This window comes from Nocardioides sp. SYSU D00065 (genome assembly GCF_017916425.1).
Taxonomy (GTDB): Bacteria; Actinomycetota; Actinomycetes; order Propionibacteriales; family Nocardioidaceae; genus Nocardioides.
The window spans coordinates 267,675-286,743 of the sequence record NZ_JAFMSX010000004.1 but is presented as its reverse complement, the minus strand read 5'-3'; the positions used below and the strand labels follow the sequence as shown (position 1 = coordinate 286,743).

Here is a 19,069-nt window from a genome sequence, read left to right as displayed (position 1 = left end):
CGCCGCGCGCCGTGCGCTCTCGAACTGGGGAGGAGGAGGGTCCCGCCCAGGCGATCACCTCCAACGCGGTCCCGGCGATCGCGTCCATCGCCGCGGGCGCCGCCTCAGGTGCCTACATCGGCGGCGTCGTCGGCAGCTTCGTGCCGATCCCCGGCGTCGGCACGGCGGCCGGCGTGATCGTCGGCGCCGCCGTCGGTACGGTGGTGGGTGCCTTCACCTCGGGCGCGATCGACAGCCTCTTCGACTCCGGCGCCGACACCCTCGGCGACTGGGGCGGGGCCGTCGTCGACGGCGTCGAGGAGATCGGCGAGACGTTCGGCGCGATCGGCGAGGGAGTGGGAGACGTCTTTGACTCGATCTTCTGAGCGGGTGGCGGGGCGCAACGCCTTCACCTCCCGTCCCGTCGGGATCTTCACCGTCCTCATCACCGGTGTCATCGGTGTCGGCGCCCTCTGGTTGGCCGGGACCCGGGACGACCAGCGCCTCCTCAACGGCGTCGTCGGCGCGTTCATGCTGTCCGTGGCAGTGTTGGTCGCGCTCGGGCAGCGGCGCAGCGTGTCCACGTGGCGCCGCACCGAGCTGCGCGGCCGGCCGGCCTGGGCGCTCGGGCTCGGTGAGCGCGGGCAGGTCCCGGCCGTCGCCGTGGTCCTCACGGTGCTCGGCGCCGGGCTCGCCCTCGCCGCGGTCCTCGACGACCGGGCCGGCGTGCGCGTGGTGGCCGGTCTGCCGGCGGTGTTCTTGCTGGTCCTGGCCGCCGAGATGTGGCGCGCGTGGGCGAGGCGTCCCGAGCTGCGGATCTCCGCCGACCTCGTCGAGCTGCACGGCGCAGGCATCGACAGCGAGCTGGCGTGGGACGACGTCGGTGCCGTGGTGCACGAGAACCTCGGGACGCGCTGGGCAGCCCTCGTCCTCACCGCGGTCGCCGGCGCGCCGTCGTACCGCTGGCGACTCAGCCGGCTGCTGCTGCCGATGGACCGCGAGCCGGACCCCCCGGGCATCCACCTGCGCTTCGGCCTGGTGCCCGACGAGGCCCAGCTGCGGCGCGTGCTGCGCGACCTGCACGTCGCCGACCGGGCGCGTCGCGAGGCCGTCATCAGCAGCCGCCTGCCCTCGGACGGCGAGCACTGACCGCTGACCGGGACCGGTGACCGCGGCCCGTCGGGCCCACACCGCAGCCACCGGGCGGGATGCCAGCCGACGCCCCCTAGGCTGGTGCCATGGGCAAGCAAGAGGACTTCGTACTGCGCGCGCTCGAGGAGCGCGACGTCCGGTTCGTCCGGCTGTGGTTCACCGACGTGCTCGGCTTTCTCAAGAGCGTGAGCGTGGCGCCGGCCGAGCTGGAGAACGCCTTCGAGGAGGGCATCGGCTTCGACGGCTCGGCCATCGAGGGCTTCGCCCGCGTCTACGAGTCCGACATGCTCGCCCACCCCGATGCCTCGACGTTCCAGATCCTGCCCTGGCGCACCGGCGACGACGGCGGACCGGCCACGGCTCGCATGTTCTGCGACATCGTGATGCCCGACGGCAGCCCCTCGTACGCCGACCCGCGCCACGTGCTGAAGCGCACCCTGGGGGCAGCGGCGGACAAGGGCTTCACGTTCTACACCCACCCCGAGATCGAGTTCTACCTGTTCAAGGACGTGCCCGGGAAGGGTGACGAGCCGCAGCCCGTCGACCGCAGCGGGTTCTTCGACCACACCGCGCAGTCCCGGGGTGCGGACTTCCGCCGCGAGGCGATCACGATGCTCGAGGCGATGGGCATCTCGGTGGAGTTCAGCCACCACGAGGGCGGCCCGGGCCAGCAGGAGATCGACCTGAGGTACGCCGACGCGCTCACCACGGCCGACAACATCATGACCTTCCGCACCGTCATCCGCGAGGTCGCGCTCGGCCAGGACATCTGGGCCTCCTTCATGCCCAAGCCGTTCACCACCCACCCCGGCTCGGGCATGCACACGCACGTCTCGCTGTTCGAGGGCGACCGCAACGCCTTCTTCGAGGCCGGCGCCCAGTACCAGCTGTCGCGGACCGGTCAGCAGTTCATCGCCGGGATCCTGCGCCACGCCAGCGAGATCAGCGTGGTGACCAACCAGTGGGTCAACTCCTACAAGCGGCTGCTCGGCGGCGGCGAGGCGCCCTCGTCGATCTGCTGGGGCCACAACAACCGCTCCGCGATGATCCGCGTGCCGATGTACAAGCCCAACAAGGGCCAGTCGACCCGCATCGAGCTGCGCACCGTCGACGCCGCCTGCAACCCCTACCTCGCCTTCGCCGTGGTCCTGGCCGCCGGCATGAAGGGGATCGAGGAGGGCTACGAGCTGCCGCGCGAGGCCGAGGACGACGTGTGGTCCCTCACCGAGCGCGAGCGCAAGGCGCTGGGGATCGCGCCGCTGCCCAAGAGCCTGCACGACGCGATCGGCATCGCCGAGGACTCCGAGCTGCTCGCCGAGACCCTGGGCGAGCACGTCTTCGACTTCTTCCTCCGCAACAAGCGCGCGGAGTGGGAGGAGTACCGGGGCCAGGTCACCGCCTACGAGCGCGACCGGATGCTCCCGGTCCTCTAGCCCGAGCGTCACCGGCTGGAGCGGGCGCTCCCCACGGGACCGTGCGTCCCGGGCATAGGATCGGCGACGTGATCGACGAGCACGAGCCGTCCGGCGTCGGCGCCACGTCGCGCCGGGGCTGAGCGCGACCGTGGCGCAGGACGTGACGGCCGGCCAGCTCGTGCGGCGCGGGTTCCGCGACGGGACGGGGGCGCTGCGCGACCTCGCGCTGCTCGGCGGGTGCGGCCCGGAGCTGGTCGGACCGCTGTCGGCGTCGGCCGACCCCGACTCCGCCCTGGCCGCCCTCCTGCGCCTCACCGAGGCGGTCGCAGACGGCGGGGGCGACCCCGGGACCGTCCTGCGGGCGATCGCCGACGACGAGGGCACGGCCATGCGCCTGTGCGCGGTGCTCGGGGCCAGCGAGGCGCTCGCCCACCACCTCTCGCGGCACCCCGACCACTGGCGCGAGCTGACCGACCCGACGCTCGGCAGCACCCGCCCGGCGGCGTACGCCGTGCGCGAGGCGCTGCTGACCGCGGTCGGGGCCGACCCCCACGACGCCGAGCCGGTGGCGCGGATGCCCGACGCGGAGGCGGTCGACGCGCTGCGCGTGGAGCACCGGCGGATCCTGCTGCGGCTCGCCGCCCGCGACCTGGCCCACCACGTGGGCGTCGACGACGTGGCGGCCGAGCTGTCCGACCTCGCCGCGGCCACTCTCGACGCGGCCCTGGCGGTGGCCCGGGCGCGCCTGGGGGAGGCGGCGCACGCGGTCCGGCTCGCGGTGGTCGCGATGGGCAAGTGCGGAGGGCACGAGCTCAACTACGTCTCCGACGTCGACGTGGTCTTCGTCCACGAGCCGGCCGAGGGCGCCGACGAGCAGGCGGCCCTGCGGACCGCCACCCAGCTCGCCTCGCACCTGATGCGGATCTGCTCCGACCACACGCGCGAGGGCACCATCTGGCCCGTCGACGCCAACTTGCGTCCCGAGGGCAGCCAGGGGCCACTGGTGCGCACCCTCGCCAGCCACCGCGGCTACTACGAGAAGTGGGCCAAGACCTGGGAGTTCCAGGCGCTGCTCAAGGCCCGGCCGGTGGCCGGCGACCTGGCCCTGGGCCGGGACTACCTCGAGATGATCGAGCCGATGGTGTGGACCGCCGCCGAGCGCGACGGCTTCGTCACCGAGGTCCAGGGGATGCGTCGCCGGGTGATCGAGCACATCCCCGCCCACGAGGCCGAGCGTCAGCTCAAGCTCGGCTCGGGAGGACTGCGCGACGTCGAGTTCGCGGTCCAGCTCCTGCAGCTGGTCCACGGCCGGGTGGACCCCTCGCTGCGCGACGCGGCCACGCTCAGTGCGCTGGCGCGACTGACGGAGGGCGGCTACGTCGGTCGTGAGGACGGCGAGAGGCTGCACGAGGCCTACTCGTTCCTCCGCACGCTCGAGCACCGCATCCAGCTGCACCAGCTGCGTCGTACGCACGTCCTGCCCGAGGACGAGTCGTCGCTGCGCCGGCTGGGCCGCTCGCTGGGCTACTTCTCCGAGCCGGCCGAGCAGATCGAGCGGCAGTGGCGCCACCACCGCCGCGAGGTGCGGCGGCTGCACGAGAAGCTGTTCTACCGCCCGCTGCTCGGGGCCGTGGCCAAGCTGGCCGGGGACGAGGCTCGGCTCTCGCTCGACGCGGCCGAGGCGCGGCTGTCGGCACTCGGGTACGCCGACCCCAAGGCAGCGCTGCGCCACCTCGAGGCGCTCACCCGCGGCGTGTCCCGCACCTCCGACATCCAGCGCACGCTGCTGCCGGTGCTGCTGGAGTGGTTCGCGGACTCGCCCGACCCCGACGCCGGGCTGTTCGGGTTCCGCCGGATCAGCGAGAGCCTGGGGCGGACGCCGTGGTACCTGACGATGCTGCGCGACGAGGGTGAGGTCGCCCAGCGGCTCGCGCACGTCCTGGGCACCTCCCGCTATGCCACCGACCTGCTCGAGCGCGAGCCCCAGGGCGTGAAGATGCTGGGGGAGCCGCTGGAGCCGCTGACCGCCGAGGCGGTGCTGGCCGAGATGCGGGCGCTGGTCGAGCGAGCCGAGTCACCGGAGGCGGCGATCGTCGCCGTCCGGGCCGTACGCCGGCGCGAGCTGCTGCGCATCGCGTGCGGCGAGCTGGTGGCCGGGACGGACGTGGCGCTGGTCGGCCAGGGCCTGAGCCGGCTCACCGACGCCACCCTGCAGGCCGCCTTCGACATCGCCACGGAGTCGGTGCGCCGCCAGCGCGGCCTGCCGGACGCGCCCAGCCGGCTGGCGGTGATCGCGATGGGCCGCTACGGCGGCTTCGAGCTGTCCTACGGCAGCGACGCCGACGTGATGTTCGTGCACGAGCCCGTCGACGGCGCCGATCCGCAGGTCGCCTCGTCGTTCGCCCAGGCGGTGGTCGCAGAGGTGCGACGGCTGCTCGCGCTGCCCGCCAGCGACCCGCCGCTGGAGGTCGACCCCGACCTCCGGCCCGAGGGCAGGAACGGCCCGATGGTGCGCACGGTGGAGTCCTACGCGGCCTACTACGCGAAGTGGTCGCACGTGTGGGAGTTCCAGGCCCTGCTGCGCGCCGACCCGGTCGCCGGCGACGAAGGCCTGCGGCGGCGGTTCACCGAGCTCGTCGACCCGCTGCGCTTCCCCGAGGCGGGGATATCGGAGGCGGACGTGGTCGAGGTGCGCCGGATCAAGGCGCGGGTGGACGAGGAGCGCCTGCCGCGCGGAGCCGATCGCCAGACGCACCTCAAGCTCGGGCGCGGCGGGCTCGCCGACGTCGAGTGGACGGTCCAGCTGTTGCAGATGCGCCACGCGGGGACGGTCGAGGCGCTGCGGACGCCGCAGACCCTGCCGGCGCTGGCCGCCGCCGTGGAGGCCGGACTGATCGCCGAGTCCGACGCAGCGAGGCTGGCGGAGGCGTGGCGGCTGGTGAGCCGGGTGCGCAACGCGGTGACGCTGGTGCGCGGGCGGCCGTCGGACCAGCTGCCCCGCGACGCCCGCGAACGGGCCGCGGTGGCCGGCGTGCTGGGCTACCCGCCGGGCTCGTCCGACGAGCTGCTCAACGACTACCTCCGCACCACGCGCCGGGCGCACGCCGTGGTCGAGCGCGTGTTCTGGGAGTGAAGTCGAACGCTTCATCTCTAGACAGATGAAGCAATCACCTTCACCATTGGGCCATGACGTCCGTGGCGACCGTGATCGGTGACCTCGTGGGCTCCCGGTCCTCGCGCGACCGGGCCGAGCTGCACCGGCGCCTCGACGCCGCGCTGCAGGAGGTCAACGAGCTGCTGCGACCGGTGCGGCCATTGTGGATCACCGCCGGCGACGAGCACCAGGGGACCTTCGGCACGGTCGGGGAGGCGGTTCAGGCCTCCCTGCTGGTGCGCCTGCGGCTCCTGCCCGACCACGACGTGCGGCACGGCATCGGCTGGGGGACCACGACCGTCCTGGACGACGGCGGCATCGAGGACGGTCCCGGGTGGTGGGCCGCTCGCGCCGCCATCGACGCCGCCGCCCGTGCCGGGCGCACGGCAGCATCTCGCTGGCTGCGCACGGCGTACGTCGCGGCCGACGGCGCCACCGACGGACCGCACGCCGGGCTCGTCAACGCCGGTCTGGTCCTGCGCGACGAGCGGGTCAGCCGGCTGTCCGAACGCTCGCTGTCGGTGCTGCGTGGTCTGCTGTCGCAGCATACGCAGCGCGAGCTCGCCGAGCAGCTCGGCATCAGTGCCTCCGCGGTGTCGCAACGGGTGCGCGCCGACGGGTTGGGGGCGATCGTCGCAGCCCACGACATGCTGGGGCCGCAGAAGGGAGATGGTCAGCGATGAGCTGGATCGCGATCATGCTGATCGGCTTCGCCGCCACGGACCTCACCCACTCCGTGCGCAAGGTGCGTTACCTGCCCGAGTGCGTGGGGGCACTCGTTGCCCTCGTCGTCGGCCTGTTGGCGGGGCTGACCGGTGGTCGCGACGTCGTCGCCCTGTTCGCGATCGTCGCAGCGGTGCTCGTGTGGGGAGTGACGGTGACGTGGGGCTTCGGGCACCCGGGACCCGCATGGCTGCCGCTCGGCGTCTTCCTGCTGGCGCTCGCCGTGTCGGTGGCCTGCTCCGGACTCGCGCCCGGGGCGGACAGGCTGCTGGGGCGCTGGTTGGACTCGGTCGCCCTGCCCGCACTCGAAGGCATGGACCCCGACCGTTTCCTGCTGCTGCTCGGCGCGTTCGGCGTCCAGCTCTCCACCGGCAACGTGCTGGTCCGCCTGGTCCTCAAGTCGACCGGCACCATCCACCCTCTCGCCGACGGCCGGATGCCTCCCACGCGCCTCAAGGGCGGCCGCCTGCTCGGACCGCTGGAGCGGATCTTCATCCTGGGCCTCGCCCTGGCCGGCCAGGTGACGGCGGCCAGCGTGGTCGTCGCTGCCAAGGGACTGCTGCGCTTCCCCGAGCTGTCGTCGCGACGCGAGCAGGAGCGCGTCCACCAGATGACGGAGTACTTCCTGCTCGGCTCGTTCGTGTCGTGGCTGGTGGCGCTCGGCGGGGTCGTCCTGCTGTCCTGACGGGTCTGCGCGCGGCTCGTCAGAGGCGCAGGACGCGCCCGGCCACCACCAGGTGGACCTCGTCGCAGGCCGCGGCGACCCGCATGTTCACCACGCCGAGCAGGTCGCGGAAGAGGCGCCCCGAGCGGTGCTCGGGCACGACGCCGAGCCCGACCTCGTTGGTGACGACCACGACGTCCTGCTCGCAGACCCGCAGCGCGGCCGCGAACTCGTCGGCGCGGGCGCTCACCAGGTCGTGGACGGTCGCGGAGTCCTGCTCCCACGCGTCCGCAGCGTCGACCACGGCGGCCAGCCAGGTGCCGAGGCAGTCGACGAGCACGGGATCGGCGCCGCCCTGGAGCGCCTGCACCAGGTCCTGCGTCTCCAGGGTCTCCCACGACGCGGGCCGCCGCGCCTGGTGGGCGGCGATCCGCGCGCCCCAGTCGGGGTCGGTGTCGACGTCCGGCGAAGGCCCGGCCGCGACGTAGACCGCGGGCCCGTCGCCCACCAGCGCCTCGGCATGGGTGGACTTGCCGGACCGCACGCCGCCGGTGACCAGGATCCGCATGGCGCGCATCCTGTCAGAGCCTTCTCCCGCGCGCCTTCGGCGGGCATCGCTCAGACGGTGGCCGCCGCCAGGAGCAGCACCGCGAGCGATACCTCCACGGCGGCTCCGAGCACGTCTCCGGTGATCCCGCCGAGCCGGCGTACGCAGCGCAGGGCCAGCGCGAGGACCGCCGCCACCATCAGCAGCAGTCCCGCCAGCAGCGGCCACGGCGACCCGAGCCCGTGTCCGGCCGCTGCCACGGCGGCGGCGGCCACGAGCAGCGAGACGACCGCGCCGAGCGCCGGGACCGCGCCGACGTGGACCACGCCCAGCCCCTCGGCTCGGGCGGCCGGCACGCCGCGAAGGCACGCCACGGCCAGGCAGGCACGCGAGGCGCAGACGAGCAGGGCGACGACCCACCACCCGTGCTCGTGCCGCAGGAGGGACGTCAGCGCCGTGGCCTGCAGCCCGGCGACGAGGACCAACGCCACCACGCCTGCGGGGCCGACGGGCCCGGTGCGCATGACCTCGAGCGAGCGCGCGGGGGAGTACGACGCGGTCAGGCCGTCGGCGGTGTCCGCCAGGCCGTCCCAGTGGAAGGCACGGGTGCCCAGCGCCAGCACGAGCAGCACGGCGTACGCCGCCGCGGGTGCGGGCAGATCGACCCAGCGGGCGACGAGGGCGACGACCGCCGCTGCGGCGCCGAGGGGGACCACGGCCACCGGTGCCAGCACCATGGCGAGGCCGGCGACGGACCGGTCCACCCGGCTCGGAGGCGGGACCCGCACCGCGGTGAGGGTCCCCGTGGCCAACAGCCAGGCATCCCGCACGATCACGCCGGCAGGACCTCGGACAGGAGGGCGACGTCGCGCAGCACCGCGATGCCCGAGCGCAGGACCGGCAGCGCGGCGACGGCACCGGAGCCCTCACCGAGGCGCATGCCGAGGTCGAGGAGCGGCTCGAGGCCGAGCGCGTCGAGCGCGTGGCCCTGAGCCGGCTCGGTGGAGCGGTGCCCCGCGACCCACCAGGTCCGGGCGCCCGGCGCGAGCGCCTCGGCCACCAGGGCGCAGGCCACCGAGATGAGCCCGTCGAGCACGACCGGGACGCCGAGGCGCGACGCCTCGGCGAGGAAGCCGGTCGTGGCCGCGAGGTCGGCGCTGCCGAGCGCTGTCAGCAGCCCTACAGGATCGAGGTCCCGGCCGGCGACGCGCTTCAGGGCCGTGGCGACGACGTCGCGCTTGCGGGTCCACCCGGCGTCGTCGACGCCGGTGCCCCGGCCGGTCACCTCGTCGGCGGGGAGGTGCAGCACGGCGGCGACGAGTGCGGCAGCGGGCGTGGTGTTGCCGATCCCGAGGTCGCCGGTCATCAGCAGCTGCGCGCCGCCGTCGACGAGCTCGCGCGCCACCTCGGCGCCGAGCGCGACGGCGCGTCCGGCCTCTTCGGCGGTGAGCGCGTCGGCCAGGTGGATGGCGCCGGACCCGCGCCGGACCTTGCGCGCGGTGACCTCCGCGGGCAGGTCGGCGAGGTCGGCGTCCACGGCGACGTCGACCACGCTCACCTCGACGCCGTGCGCGCGGGCCAACGCGCTCACGCCGGCCCGCCCGGAGACGATCGTGCGGACCATCGCCTCGGTGACCGCGGGCGGATAGGCCGAGACGCCGTGCGCGGCGACCCCGTGGTCGCCGGCGAACACCACCAGGCGCACGTCCGTCACCGGGCGCGGGCGCACCTCGCCCTGCGCGGCGGCCAGCCACGCGCCGAGCTCGCCCACTCGGCCGAGGGCGCCGGACGGGGTGGCGAGGCCGGCCAGGCGCTCGCGAGCTGCCGCGTGAGTCTCGGGTGAGGGTGGGGCGATGCGCGTCTGGTCCATGGCGCGGTCAGCCTAGGGCGTGCGGCACCTCGGGTACGTGCCAGTCTGGTGCCGTGCCCGGCCACTCCGTCCTCCAGCTGCCGGTCCCGCCGCTGGAGGCGTGGGTCCGGGCTCGCACCGCCCACTACGACCCCGGCTTCGTGTCGACGGACCCCCGGTTCGGGCACGCCCACATCACGGCCCTCGGGCCGTTCGACCCGGCGCCGGACGCCGCCACGCTCGCGACGGTCGGCGGCCTCGCCGCGGCCACCCCGCCGATCCGGGTGCGGCTCGCGGACCTCGCGCAGTTTCCCGACGGCATCCTCCACCTCGTGCCCGATCCGGACGACCTGCTGCGCGACCTGACCGGCCGGCTGGTGGCGGCGTTCCCGGCGTGGACGCCGTACGGCGGTCGGTTCGGCGACGACGTACGACCCCACCTGACCGTCGACGCCGTGTCGGACGAGGTCGACCTGGCGTCGACGGCGGCGCTGCTCGCCGGGACCGTGCCGGTCGACGTGGTGCTCGACCGGCTCCAGCTCGCGTGGTGGGAGTCGGGCGACTGCCGCGTGCTGCGTGAGTGGCCGCTCGCCGGCCCGGACGCGTAGTCCGATCGAGCCATTTCCCGCCGAGTCGCACGAGGGGGCGATCGCGCCGGGTGAAGGTGGCGCCATGCGTCGCTTCGTCCTGCTCCTGCTCGCCACCGTGCTGACGGCGGTCTGCACGTCGCTGGCGGCCGACCCGGCCGAGGCGGCCGACATGGACTGCGGCGACTTCGCGACCCAGGCCGCCGCGCAGGCGTTCTTCGCCAGCGCCGGGCCCGGTGACCCGCACCAGCTCGAATCCGACGGGGACGGCGTCGCCTGCGAGTCGAACCCCTGCCCGTGCTCGACCACCGTCACGCCGGTCGTCACGACGCCCATCTCGACTCCGACCTCGACGCCCACCTCGACTCCGACGTCGACTCCGACGTCGACTCCGACGCCGGTCCCGAGCGCGACACCGACGCCGGCGGCGCCGACCACGTCCACCACCGACCCGGGTGGCTCCGGCAGCGGCCACATCCGCCGCGATCGTGCGCGGGTCGTCCGGGTGACCGACGGCGACACGCTCCTGGTGCGGATGCCGGACGGCGACGAGGAGTACGTGCGCCTCCTCGGCATCGACACCCCGGAGGTGCACGGCCGCACCGAGTGCGGCGGCTCCGAGGCCAGCCGCTCGCTGCGACGGCTCACGCCGGTCGGCTCCCGGGTGCTCCTCGTCTCGGATCCCTCGCAGGCCGACCGCGACCGCTACGACCGGCTGCTGCGCTACGTGCACCGTCGCGGCACGGACGTCGGACGCGCCCAGCTCGCCGCGGGCCGCGCCCGGGTGTACGTCCACCGCAACGACCCCTTCCGCCGTGCCGCGTCCTACCAGCGCGCCGAGCGGCGCGCAGCGCAACAGGAGCGCGGGTCGTGGATGCGCTGCTGGGACTGAGCCCCCGCGGCGACCGGAGACGTGGCAGGATCGCGGCATGGCTGCTTGGGCACATCTCGAGATCACTGTGGACGACGAGGGCAACGTGGAGGTCGGCGGCTACAACGCGGACCCGGAGGCGCTCGTCGAGGGCACCGAGTCGTGGGAGGACCTGCTCTCCACGCTGGGCGTCAACGGCTGGGAGCTCGTGCAGGTGATCCCCGGATCCGACACGACGTACTGGTTCAAGCGCCAGGCCTGAGCCGGCCCGACCGGGATGTCCTCGACGAGCGACCTCCGCGACCGGCTCCGCGCGGCGTCGGCCTCGGCCGAGCCGATCTTCTGGCGCGCGCCGTCGTCCCCGGCGGCGATGTTCCGCGAGCTCGCCTCCTTCGCCGACGAGCACGGCGTCGAGTGGGACCGCTACGGCGAGGCCGGCGCGGTCGCCCAGCTGGAGGCCGAGGTCGCCGAGCTGCTCGGCAAGCCGGCTGCCGTCATGTTTCCGAGCGGCGTGATGGCCCAGCAGGCCACCCTCCGCGCCTGGTGCGACCGCTCGGGATCGCGCCGGGTCGCACTGCCCGACCTGTCCCACCTCGTGCGACACGAGCAGGACGGGCCGCGCCGGGTCCTCGGGCTCGAGCTCGAGTGGCTGACCACCGGGCGCGAGACGCCCACCGCGGGCGCGTTGGCCGGGGTCGGCGGTCGCCTGGGCGCGGCGCTGGTGGAGCTGCCGCTGCGCGATGCCGGGTGCCTGCTCCCGTCGTGGGACGAGCTCGTCGACCTGTCCGCGGCGGCCCGCCGACGCGGCGTGCCGCTGCACGCGGACGGTGCCCGGATTTGGGAGTCGGTGCCGCACTGGGACCGCACCCTGGCCGAGGCGGGCGAGCTGTTCGACTCGATGTACGTCTCGCTCTACAAGGGGCTCGGCAGCTCGAGCGGCGCGCTCGTCGTGTGCCCCGAGGACCTCGCCGGGGAGCTGCGCTCCTGGCGGACGCGCATGGGCGGCACCCTCTACTCCATGACTGCGGCCGCGGTCGGCGGCCTGGGGGGCCTGCGTGAGCAGCTCACGAGGTTCGGCGAGCACCGGGCGTGGGCGATCGAGCTCGCTGCCGCCCTGCACGCGCGGGGCTTCGCGACGTTCCCCGAGGTGCCGCACATCTCGACCTTTCTCGCCTACGCCCCCGGCACGGCCGAGGAGGTCAACGAGCGGGTGATCGGCTGGGCCGAGGAGCACGGCGTCGTGCCGTCCGGGCTCTGGCACGCCGCGGACGTGCCGGGCTGGGTGGAGACCGAGCTGGCCTGCTACGACGCGGCCGTGACCCACGATCCCGGCGAGGTGGCAGACCTCCTCGCGGCCGTCGTCCTGGCGGGTCGGACGGCGACGTAGCCAGCGGTTCACCAAGGACGTGCCCGGTGGCCTACATTCCTCCCGTGAGTGCCCAGGCCCCCTCTGCCGTGATCCTCGTCCGCGCCACCCACTACGTCCCCAACCCGGCGACGGCGGCCGACAACGCGTTCCAGTCCGACGCCCCCGCCGGACAGTCCGACGACACCACCTCGGCCATGGCGCTGGCGGAGATGGACGCGCTCGCGGCGGCCCTGCGCGCCGCCGGCGTACGCGTCCACGTCTTCGACGACGACGACCACACCCGCCCCGACAGCGTGTTCCCGAACAACTGGCTCTCGACCCACGCCGGCGGCACCGTCGCGGTCTACCCGATGTACGCCTCCAACCGGCGCCACGAGCGGCGCGCCGACGTGCTGGAGATGCTCAAGTCCGAGTACCGCGTGCAGGCGATCATCGACTACTCCGGCCTCGAGCCGGACGGCGTCTTCCTCGAGGGCACCGGAGCGATGGTGCTCGACCACGTCTCGCGGGTGGCGTACACCGCGCGCAGCCACCGCGCCGACGTGACCGTGCTGGAGCGGTTCTGCACCGACTTCAACTACGAGCCGATGGCCTTCGACGCGGTCGACTCCGACGGCGTGCCGGTCTACCACACCAACGTCATCGCCTGCGTGGGCACCGAGGTCGCACTGATCGCGCTGGAGATGATCCCCGACGAGCACCGCCGCGAGCAGGTGCGCGAGCGGCTCGCGGTGACCGGACGGACCATCGTCGAGCTGACCGAGCAGCAGGTGCGGGAGTTCGCCGGCAACGCGGTGGAGCTCTGCGGTCGCGGACCCGACGGCAAGCGGCGCTACATCATGGCCATGTCGGGCCGCGCCTGCCGCTCGCTGCGTCCCGACCAGGTCGCGGCGATCGAGGAGTCCTGCGAGATCGTCGCCGTCGACATCCCCACCATCGAGCTCGCCGGCGGGTCGGTGCGCTGCATGATCGCCGGCATCCACCTCGACCGGCGCCCGCCGCTGGCCGAGGCCGAGATCACCGAGGCGGTGGAGGCCATCAACGAGGACAACCCCACCACCCCCGACGGTCGCTACGTCGACGGCAACGCCTGATCGCCACGCTCAGGCGGCCAGCTGCACCAGCAGCACGACGTTGAGGACGACGATCGCCGCCGCGACCAGCACCCCGGCGCCCGTCGTGACCTTGCGGTTGACCAGCGTGCCCATCACGTCGCGACGCGCGGTGAACCACACCAGCGGCACCAGCGCGAAGGGGATGCCGAAGGACAGCACGACCTGGGAGGCGACGAGTGCCTGGGTCGGGTCGACGCCGATCGCCAGCACCACGACGGCCGGGAGCAGGGTGACCAGCCGCCGGGCCGCCAGCGGGACGCGACGTCGCACGAACCCCTCCATGATGACCTGCCCCGACAGCGTCCCGACGCTGCTGGACGCGAACCCCGACGCCAGCAGCCCGAGCGCGAACAACAGCGCGGACGCCTGGCCGAGGGACGCGCCGAGCCCGGCGTGCGCGCCCTCGATGGTGTCGATGCCCTGACCCGACAGGGCCGCCGCGGCCACGAGGAGGAGGGAGAGGTTCATCAGGCCCGCCACGGTCATGGCGCCGACGACGTCCACGCGCTGGCTTCGCATGACCGTGCGGCGCTCGGCGTCGCTGCGCGGGCGCAGCCGCTCGCTGGTGAGGGCGCTGTGGAGGTAGATCGCGTGCGGCATGACCGTGGCGCCCAGCATCCCGGCCGCCAGCATCACGCTGTCGGCGTCGGCGAAGCGCGGCAGGGTGCCGTCCAGCACCGCCACCGAGTCGACGCCGCTGACGGCCACGTCGTACACGAAGCCCACCAGGATCACCCCCAGCAGGCCGGTGATCACGGTCTCGAAGTGCCGGTGGTCGCGACCCTTGAGGCCGAGCAGGGCGAAGGCCACCGCGGCGGTGATGGCGCCGCCGGCGAGCAGCGGGAGGTCGAAGAGCAGCTTGAGCGCGAGTGCACCGCCGACGACCTCGGCCAGGTCGGTGGCGATCGCCACCAGCTCGGCCTGGCCCCACAGCCCGCGCACGACCGGGCGCGGCAGGTGGGCCCGGCACAGGGCGGGCAGGCTCATCCCGGTCGCCACGCCCGCCTTCGCCGACAGGTACTGGATGAGCATCGCCATCACGTTGCTGACCACCACCACCCACACCAGCAGGTAGCCGTAGCCCGACCCGGCGGCGATGTTGGTCGCGAAGTTGCCCGGGTCGACGTACGCCACCGCGGTCACGAACGCGGGGCCCAGCAGCGGCCACGTCCGGGCGCGGCGTGACACTCCCGGCCCGCCCGAGCCGCCCGGACCCACCGGCACGTCGGCGGTGAGGTCCGGGATCGCGCCGGTGAGCGGGCGGCGCGGCGGGGGAGCGGCGAAGCGCTTGGACTGGAACACCCTCAGACCTCCGAGATGCCCAGGTCTCGCGGGAGCGCGCGGCGCGCCCGTTGCCGGTCCACGGTGCGGGTGACGACCTCTGCGAGCCCGAACAGCACCATCATCGGCACGGCGAGCATCAGCATGCTGAACGGGTCGGTGGACGGCGTCGCGATCGCGGCGAACACGACGGTCGCCATCAGGATGATCGTGCGGTGCCGTCCGAGCTGCGCGCCGGTCACGGCGCCGGCGAGGTTGAGCAGCACCAGGAAGAACGGCAGCTCTACCGCGACGCCGAAGACCAGGAGCATCCGGCTGAAGAACGAGAAGTACTCGCCGAACTCGACGAGGTTCTCCATGCCGTCGGGCGTGAAGCCGATGAGCACGCCCAGCCCCTTGGGCAGCACGTAGTAGCCCAGCGCCACGCCGCCGATGAACAGCGGGCCGGCGACCGCGGCGAAGACCCGCGACCACCGTCGCTCGCGGGGCAGCAGGCCCGGGACCACGAACGCCCAGGCCTGGTAGAGCCAGTAGGGGCTGGACGCGATCACTGCCGCCGTCCCGCAGAGCTTCAGGTGCAGCATGAGGGGACCGGTGGCGCCGGCGACGTACGCCGTGGTCCGGGTGTCGGCTCCGACGAGGTCGCGGGCCTGGTTGTACGGTCCCAGCACCAGCGCCAGCAGCGGGTCGAAGAACAGCAGGGCGACGCCGAAGGCGACCACCAGGACCAGCGCCGAGCGGATCAGCCTGGCGCGCAGCTCGCGGAGGTGGTCGGCCAGCGACATCCGGCCCGGGACGACTCCCGGCCCGGCGGCCGGGCCCCGCAGGACGTCGACGACGGTGGCGATGGACATGGCCGTCCCCCTCAGCCGCGCGCGGCGTCCCGGTCGTGCGGCGCCTCCACGACGGGCTGCGCGACGGGCGGGGCGACGGGCTGCGCGACGGGCTGGGCTGCGCCCGCGGCCGGCGCGGGCCGGTCGTCGTCGCTCAGGGCCTTGGTCTCGGCCTTGAAGATGCGCAGCGCCTGGCCGGTGCCACGGGCCAGCTCGGGCAGCTTGGTGGCCCCGAAGAGCAGGACCAGCACGGCCAGGATGATGAGCAGCTCCATGCCGCCCAACCCGCCGATCAGCAGGGATGTGGTGGTGGTCATGCGGTCTTCCTCTCGTCGCGGAGCGGGACCGCTCCTGCGTCTCCGACGCCGGCGGCGGCGGGGTCGTGCCGTGCTGCGGTGACGTGGAGCCCGTCGACCTCGTCGACCTCGTCCTCGTCGTCCTCGTCGTCCTCGAGCTCCTCGTGCGCGAGGTCGCCGTCCGCGTCGGTGCCCTCCGCGTCGCGCTCGTCGAGCGCCTCGCGGACCTGGCGCCGCACGAGCTCGCGCGGGTGGAGGTCGCGCAGCTCGAGGTCGGCGTACTCCTCGCCGAGCGAGGTGCGGAGGTCGTCGCGCACGGAGTCACCCATGCGCTTGGCCGCCTTGATGCCGTGGGCTAGCTGCTTGGCCAGCCCGGGGAGCTTGTCAGGCCCGAGCAGCACCACGCCGAAGAAGGCGATGACGGCGAGCTCGGGCAGTCCGATGCCGAACATGGGGTTCTCCTCTCAGCCGGTCCGAGGTGGCCCGGACACCACGGGGGTGTCCAGGCCACCTGGAGCGGTCACGCCCGGTGCTGCGGGTGGTGTCCGTGCAGCACGCGGTCGACCTCGCGCGACCAGCGAGCCGGCCGCAGCGCGGCGTGGTGCACGGCCGGGTGCGTCGCCAGCCACGCGGCGCGGAGCACCACGAGGCCGAGCAGCAGCATCCCGACCAGCTCGATCGTCGGCACGACGATCACGCGCTCTTGCGGATGACGCCGTTGACGCCCTGGGGGAAGAAGCCGCCCTTGGTGACCGACTTCGGGTTGAGGTAGACCACGTTGAGCACCTCACCGGCCGAGCGGCTGAAGGCGATGCCGTTGCCGTCGACGGGCGTGATGTTGGCGGAGGTCGCGTTGCCGATGGGCTGGTCCCGGTTGCCCGTGCCGTCCAGGCTGTCGCGGGCGTTCGAGATGGCCCGCGCCGCGTCCTGCAGGTCCTTGGAGTAGAGGGCCGAGCGGACGAGACCGGCGTGGTACGCCTCGACGGCCAGGATGCCGGCGGCCGCCTCGAGGTAGGTCTTGTTGGAGATGAGCGGGGCCGCGCCCTTGTAGGCCGTGACGCCGACGTCCTCGAACAGGTACGCCGCCAGCAGGAAGTTGTTCTCGTTGGCGAACGGGTCGAAGGTCTGGCCGGGCTGGATCAGTCCGGCCGCCGTCGCCGCGGCGGTGAAGCTGCTCTGCAGGTCGATCGCCGGTCGGGCGACCTTGGCGCCGCCGAGCGCCTTGCGGAGGAACTGCACGTGGTGCAGCTCGTCCCACGCGATCTCCTTGGCGTAGTTGTAGATCGCCGGCGTCTGGAACGGGACCTTCTTGCCGCCGACCACGCCGCCCTTCTTGCCCTTGCCCGACGTCAGCTTGTCGTCGATGCCGCGGCCGTAGAACGCGTAGGAGTAGAACTCCGCCTCGAGGTACTCGAGGTTCAGCGCGAAGTTGAGGACGGCGCCGTCGCTGATCGCCGCCGCCTGCGCGGGAGCGGCGCTCATGGTGCCGAGCGCTCCGGCGCCGACGACGCCGAGACCGGCGACACCGGCCGACTTGAGGAACAAGCGGCGGTCCGTCTCGTTCTCCGCGCTGCGGTTGATCATGTCTGTGACTACTGCCTTGCCGAACATGCGTACTCCATCCGGGTGTCGCTGTGCGTTCAAGGTCGCCCAGCCTCTGGCGGCCCCGCCGAGGCTCTGGCTCGACTGGTGTGACCTAGGCCATTCGGCGCGCGGCGGGTCCCGGATTGGAGGGACGTCCCGATCACACCCCTGGGGGTAAGGGGGTCGGCGTGTGCCAGGAGCGGCGGAGGGACAGCACGAGGCCGGCCGGCACCCGGAGGTGCCGGCCGGCCGGTGGTGCTGCGTCGATCAGCGGCGGTGACGTGCAGGCGTCCGCACGTCGAGCCACACCAGGCGGTGGTCGCTGACCGGGAACGGGTAGACGCCCACCAGGCGCGCGAACAGCGGGTGGCGCGTCGGAAGCCAGAAGACGCCGGTGTCGCGCACCTTCAGCGTCCGGCTCGGCAGCACGTAGTCCACCCGCAGGTTGCCGGGGGTGGTGTCGGCGAAGTCGGCGGTGTCCTCCGCGTCCGGACCGGAGTGCGTGAGGTTGGCGCCGCCCTGCAGGTCGGCCTGCTCGACCGCGCCGGTGGACCGCGGGTGCGGGTCCTGGATGCGCGGGTAATCGATCAGCTGGGTGATCGCCGCGTCCACGGAGTCGCCGTCGTAGGGGTCGGCGTTCTGGTCGCCGGCGACGACGAAGTGCTCGCCCCGGTCGAGGCCGCCGCGCTCGCCGGCGTCGTCGTAGATGTACGACGCCGCGCGGCCTCCGGTGACGTAGTCGGCCCAGAACCGGATCTCGTCGTGGTTGCGGGTGCCGTTGCGGTCCTCCGCGCCGTCGAAGCTGGGCGGCGTGGGGTGCGAGACGAGGAAGTGCACCGGCTTGCGGCCCGGCACGTCGATCGGCACGTCCCAGTGCGACTTCGACGAGAGCCGGAGCACGTCGAGCTCCTCGGGCGAGTACCAGTCGGCCGGCGCGTCGGTCGCCGGGTCGTCGGGGAGCAGGGCGCCGGGCATGTCCTTCCACAGGAAGTGCTGGAAGGTGCGGACGTCCCGGGTCAGGATCGGGTACTTGGAGTAGACGACCATGCCGTACTGGCCCGGGAACAGGCCGAAGCCGAGCGAGTCGTCGCCACCGGCCTGGGTGCCGGGCTCGCCCACCACCCCGTTGTTGTTCAGGTCGAACCCACTGGGCACGCCGGTGTTGGCCGGCGCGACGAAGTAGTACGGGTAGTCGACCGGGTCGGCGCCGTGCTGGCCGACCTCGAGGTAGTTGTCGCGGAACAGCTCGGCCGCCCGGCCACCCTCGACGTAGTCGAACTCGTTGATCAGCAGCACGTCGGGCTCCGTGCGCTGGATGGTCTCCGCGACCGCCGCGGCCTGGACGTCGTCGGGGGTGGACAGGTCGCTGACCAGCTCGCCCTCGGTGGCGCGGTTCAGCGAGGCGTTGAAGGTGGCGAACCGGATCTCGCCGCCCTGGGAGCCGTGGCCGGGTCCGTGGCCGTGGCCGTGGCCGTGTCCGTGCCCGTGCCCGTGGCCGGGTCCGTGGCCCCCGGCGGAGACGGCGGCCGGAGCGGCGAGGCTGGCGGCTGCCAGGGTGGCGGTGAGCGTGGTGCCGAGCAGCAGCGCCACGCGGGTCGGGGTGGTGCGCAGGCGTGAGGTCATGGGGAGGCCTTTCCGAGAGGGTCTGGA

General features: G+C 73.5%; 21 protein-coding genes. 11 read left to right on the top strand and 10 right to left on the bottom strand.

Features of this window, described 5'->3' with window-relative positions; all coding sequences use genetic code 11:
- Window positions 1-11 precede the first annotated feature (11 nt).
- The 6 genes from J3P41_RS16870 (at window position 12) to J3P41_RS16845 (ending at window position 7,108) form a co-directional block, all read left to right on the top strand.
- The gene (locus J3P41_RS16870) at window positions 12-365 is read left to right on the top strand and encodes a hypothetical protein (RefSeq protein ID WP_210651676.1); all 354 of its coding nucleotides are present in this window, start codon (window positions 12-14) and stop codon (window positions 363-365) included.
- Window positions 349-1,128: a hypothetical protein gene (locus tag J3P41_RS16865; RefSeq protein ID WP_210651675.1), complete on the top strand. Its 780-nt coding sequence runs from the start codon at window positions 349-351 to the stop codon at window positions 1,126-1,128. The genes J3P41_RS16870 and J3P41_RS16865 overlap by 17 nt, the downstream gene beginning before the upstream one ends.
- Before the next feature lie 89 nt (window positions 1,129-1,217).
- Window positions 1,218-2,564 carry a glutamine synthetase family protein gene (locus tag J3P41_RS16860; RefSeq protein ID WP_210651674.1) on the top strand — a complete coding sequence of 449 codons (1,347 nt, stop codon included), beginning with the start codon at window positions 1,218-1,220 and terminating at the stop codon, window positions 2,562-2,564.
- 130 nt (window positions 2,565-2,694) lie between these two features.
- Window positions 2,695-5,679: a bifunctional [glutamine synthetase] adenylyltransferase/[glutamine synthetase]-adenylyl-L-tyrosine phosphorylase gene (locus tag J3P41_RS16855; RefSeq protein ID WP_210651673.1), complete on the top strand. Its 2,985-nt coding sequence runs from the start codon at window positions 2,695-2,697 to the stop codon at window positions 5,677-5,679.
- Between the two features lie 53 nt (window positions 5,680-5,732).
- Entirely contained in the window at window positions 5,733-6,383 is a 651-nt protein-coding gene (locus J3P41_RS16850; RefSeq protein WP_210651671.1) for a SatD family protein, read from the top strand.
- On the top strand, window positions 6,380-7,108 hold the full coding sequence (locus tag J3P41_RS16845; RefSeq protein ID WP_210651670.1) for a hypothetical protein: 729 nt from the start codon (window positions 6,380-6,382) through the stop codon (window positions 7,106-7,108). Before J3P41_RS16850 ends, J3P41_RS16845 begins: the two co-directional genes overlap by 4 nt.
- A 19-nt stretch (window positions 7,109-7,127) precedes the next feature.
- Here J3P41_RS16845 and J3P41_RS16840 read toward each other — a convergent pair whose 3' ends face one another.
- The 3 genes from J3P41_RS16840 to cobT are packed head-to-tail and all read right to left on the bottom strand — an operon-like array spanning window position 7,128 to window position 9,504.
- A complete protein-coding gene (locus J3P41_RS16840) occupies window positions 7,128-7,655 on the bottom strand; it encodes a bifunctional adenosylcobinamide kinase/adenosylcobinamide-phosphate guanylyltransferase (RefSeq protein WP_210651669.1) in 528 nt (175 codons plus the stop codon).
- A 50-nt stretch (window positions 7,656-7,705) separates the two neighbouring features.
- Window positions 7,706-8,470, bottom strand: a complete 765-nt coding sequence (locus J3P41_RS16835; RefSeq protein WP_307862046.1) for an adenosylcobinamide-GDP ribazoletransferase — start codon at window positions 8,468-8,470, stop codon at window positions 7,706-7,708.
- Entirely contained in the window at window positions 8,467-9,504 is a 1,038-nt protein-coding gene (cobT, locus tag J3P41_RS16830) for a nicotinate-nucleotide--dimethylbenzimidazole phosphoribosyltransferase (protein WP_210651667.1), read from the bottom strand. The genes J3P41_RS16835 and cobT overlap by 4 nt, the downstream gene beginning before the upstream one ends.
- 53 nt (window positions 9,505-9,557) lie before the next feature.
- On the opposite strand from cobT, the gene J3P41_RS16825 reads away from it, so the two are divergent.
- The 5 genes from J3P41_RS16825 (at window position 9,558) to ctlX (ending at window position 13,404) form a co-directional block, all read left to right on the top strand.
- A complete protein-coding gene (locus tag J3P41_RS16825; protein WP_210651665.1) occupies window positions 9,558-10,091 on the top strand; it encodes a 2'-5' RNA ligase family protein in 534 nt (177 codons plus the stop codon).
- A gap of 64 nt (window positions 10,092-10,155) precedes the next feature.
- On the top strand, window positions 10,156-10,962 hold the full coding sequence (locus tag J3P41_RS16820; protein WP_210651663.1) for a thermonuclease family protein: 807 nt from the start codon (window positions 10,156-10,158) through the stop codon (window positions 10,960-10,962).
- Window positions 10,963-10,999: 37 nt separating this feature from the next.
- Window positions 11,000-11,203, top strand: coding sequence for a hypothetical protein (locus J3P41_RS16815; RefSeq protein ID WP_210651661.1), 204 nt, complete (start codon window positions 11,000-11,002; stop codon window positions 11,201-11,203).
- 15 nt (window positions 11,204-11,218) lie between these two features.
- Window positions 11,219-12,328 (top strand): low specificity L-threonine aldolase, encoded by a 1,110-nt coding sequence (locus J3P41_RS16810; protein ID WP_210651659.1) that lies wholly within the window; start codon window positions 11,219-11,221, stop codon window positions 12,326-12,328.
- 44 nt (window positions 12,329-12,372) lie between these two features.
- Window positions 12,373-13,404, top strand: coding sequence for a citrulline utilization hydrolase CtlX (gene ctlX, locus J3P41_RS16805; protein ID WP_307862045.1), 1,032 nt, complete (start codon window positions 12,373-12,375; stop codon window positions 13,402-13,404).
- A 9-nt stretch (window positions 13,405-13,413) separates the two neighbouring features.
- Here ctlX and J3P41_RS16800 read toward each other — a convergent pair whose 3' ends face one another.
- The 7 genes from J3P41_RS16800 to J3P41_RS16770 form a co-directional block, all read right to left on the bottom strand.
- A complete protein-coding gene (locus J3P41_RS16800) occupies window positions 13,414-14,727 on the bottom strand; it encodes an Nramp family divalent metal transporter (protein WP_307862044.1) in 1,314 nt (437 codons plus the stop codon).
- Between the two features lie 2 nt (window positions 14,728-14,729).
- A complete protein-coding gene (gene tatC, locus J3P41_RS16795; RefSeq protein ID WP_210651655.1) occupies window positions 14,730-15,560 on the bottom strand; it encodes a twin-arginine translocase subunit TatC in 831 nt (276 codons plus the stop codon).
- An 11-nt stretch (window positions 15,561-15,571) separates the two neighbouring features.
- Window positions 15,572-15,856, bottom strand: coding sequence for a Sec-independent protein translocase subunit TatA (tatA, locus tag J3P41_RS19050; RefSeq protein WP_210651653.1), 285 nt, complete (start codon window positions 15,854-15,856; stop codon window positions 15,572-15,574).
- On the bottom strand, window positions 15,853-16,287 hold the full coding sequence (locus tag J3P41_RS16785) for a twin-arginine translocase TatA/TatE family subunit (protein WP_210651651.1): 435 nt from the start codon (window positions 16,285-16,287) through the stop codon (window positions 15,853-15,855). Before J3P41_RS16785 ends, tatA begins: the two co-directional genes overlap by 4 nt.
- Window positions 16,288-16,355: 68 nt before the next feature.
- Entirely contained in the window at window positions 16,356-16,532 is a 177-nt protein-coding gene (locus J3P41_RS16780; RefSeq protein WP_210651649.1) for a hypothetical protein, read from the bottom strand.
- Window positions 16,529-17,419: a ferritin-like domain-containing protein gene (locus J3P41_RS16775; protein WP_246862355.1), complete on the bottom strand. Its 891-nt coding sequence runs from the start codon at window positions 17,417-17,419 to the stop codon at window positions 16,529-16,531. The genes J3P41_RS16780 and J3P41_RS16775 overlap by 4 nt, the downstream gene beginning before the upstream one ends.
- A 267-nt stretch (window positions 17,420-17,686) precedes the next feature.
- Window positions 17,687-19,042, bottom strand: a complete 1,356-nt coding sequence (locus tag J3P41_RS16770; RefSeq protein WP_210651645.1) for an endonuclease/exonuclease/phosphatase family protein — start codon at window positions 19,040-19,042, stop codon at window positions 17,687-17,689.
- Between the last annotated feature and the right edge of the window lie 27 nt (window positions 19,043-19,069).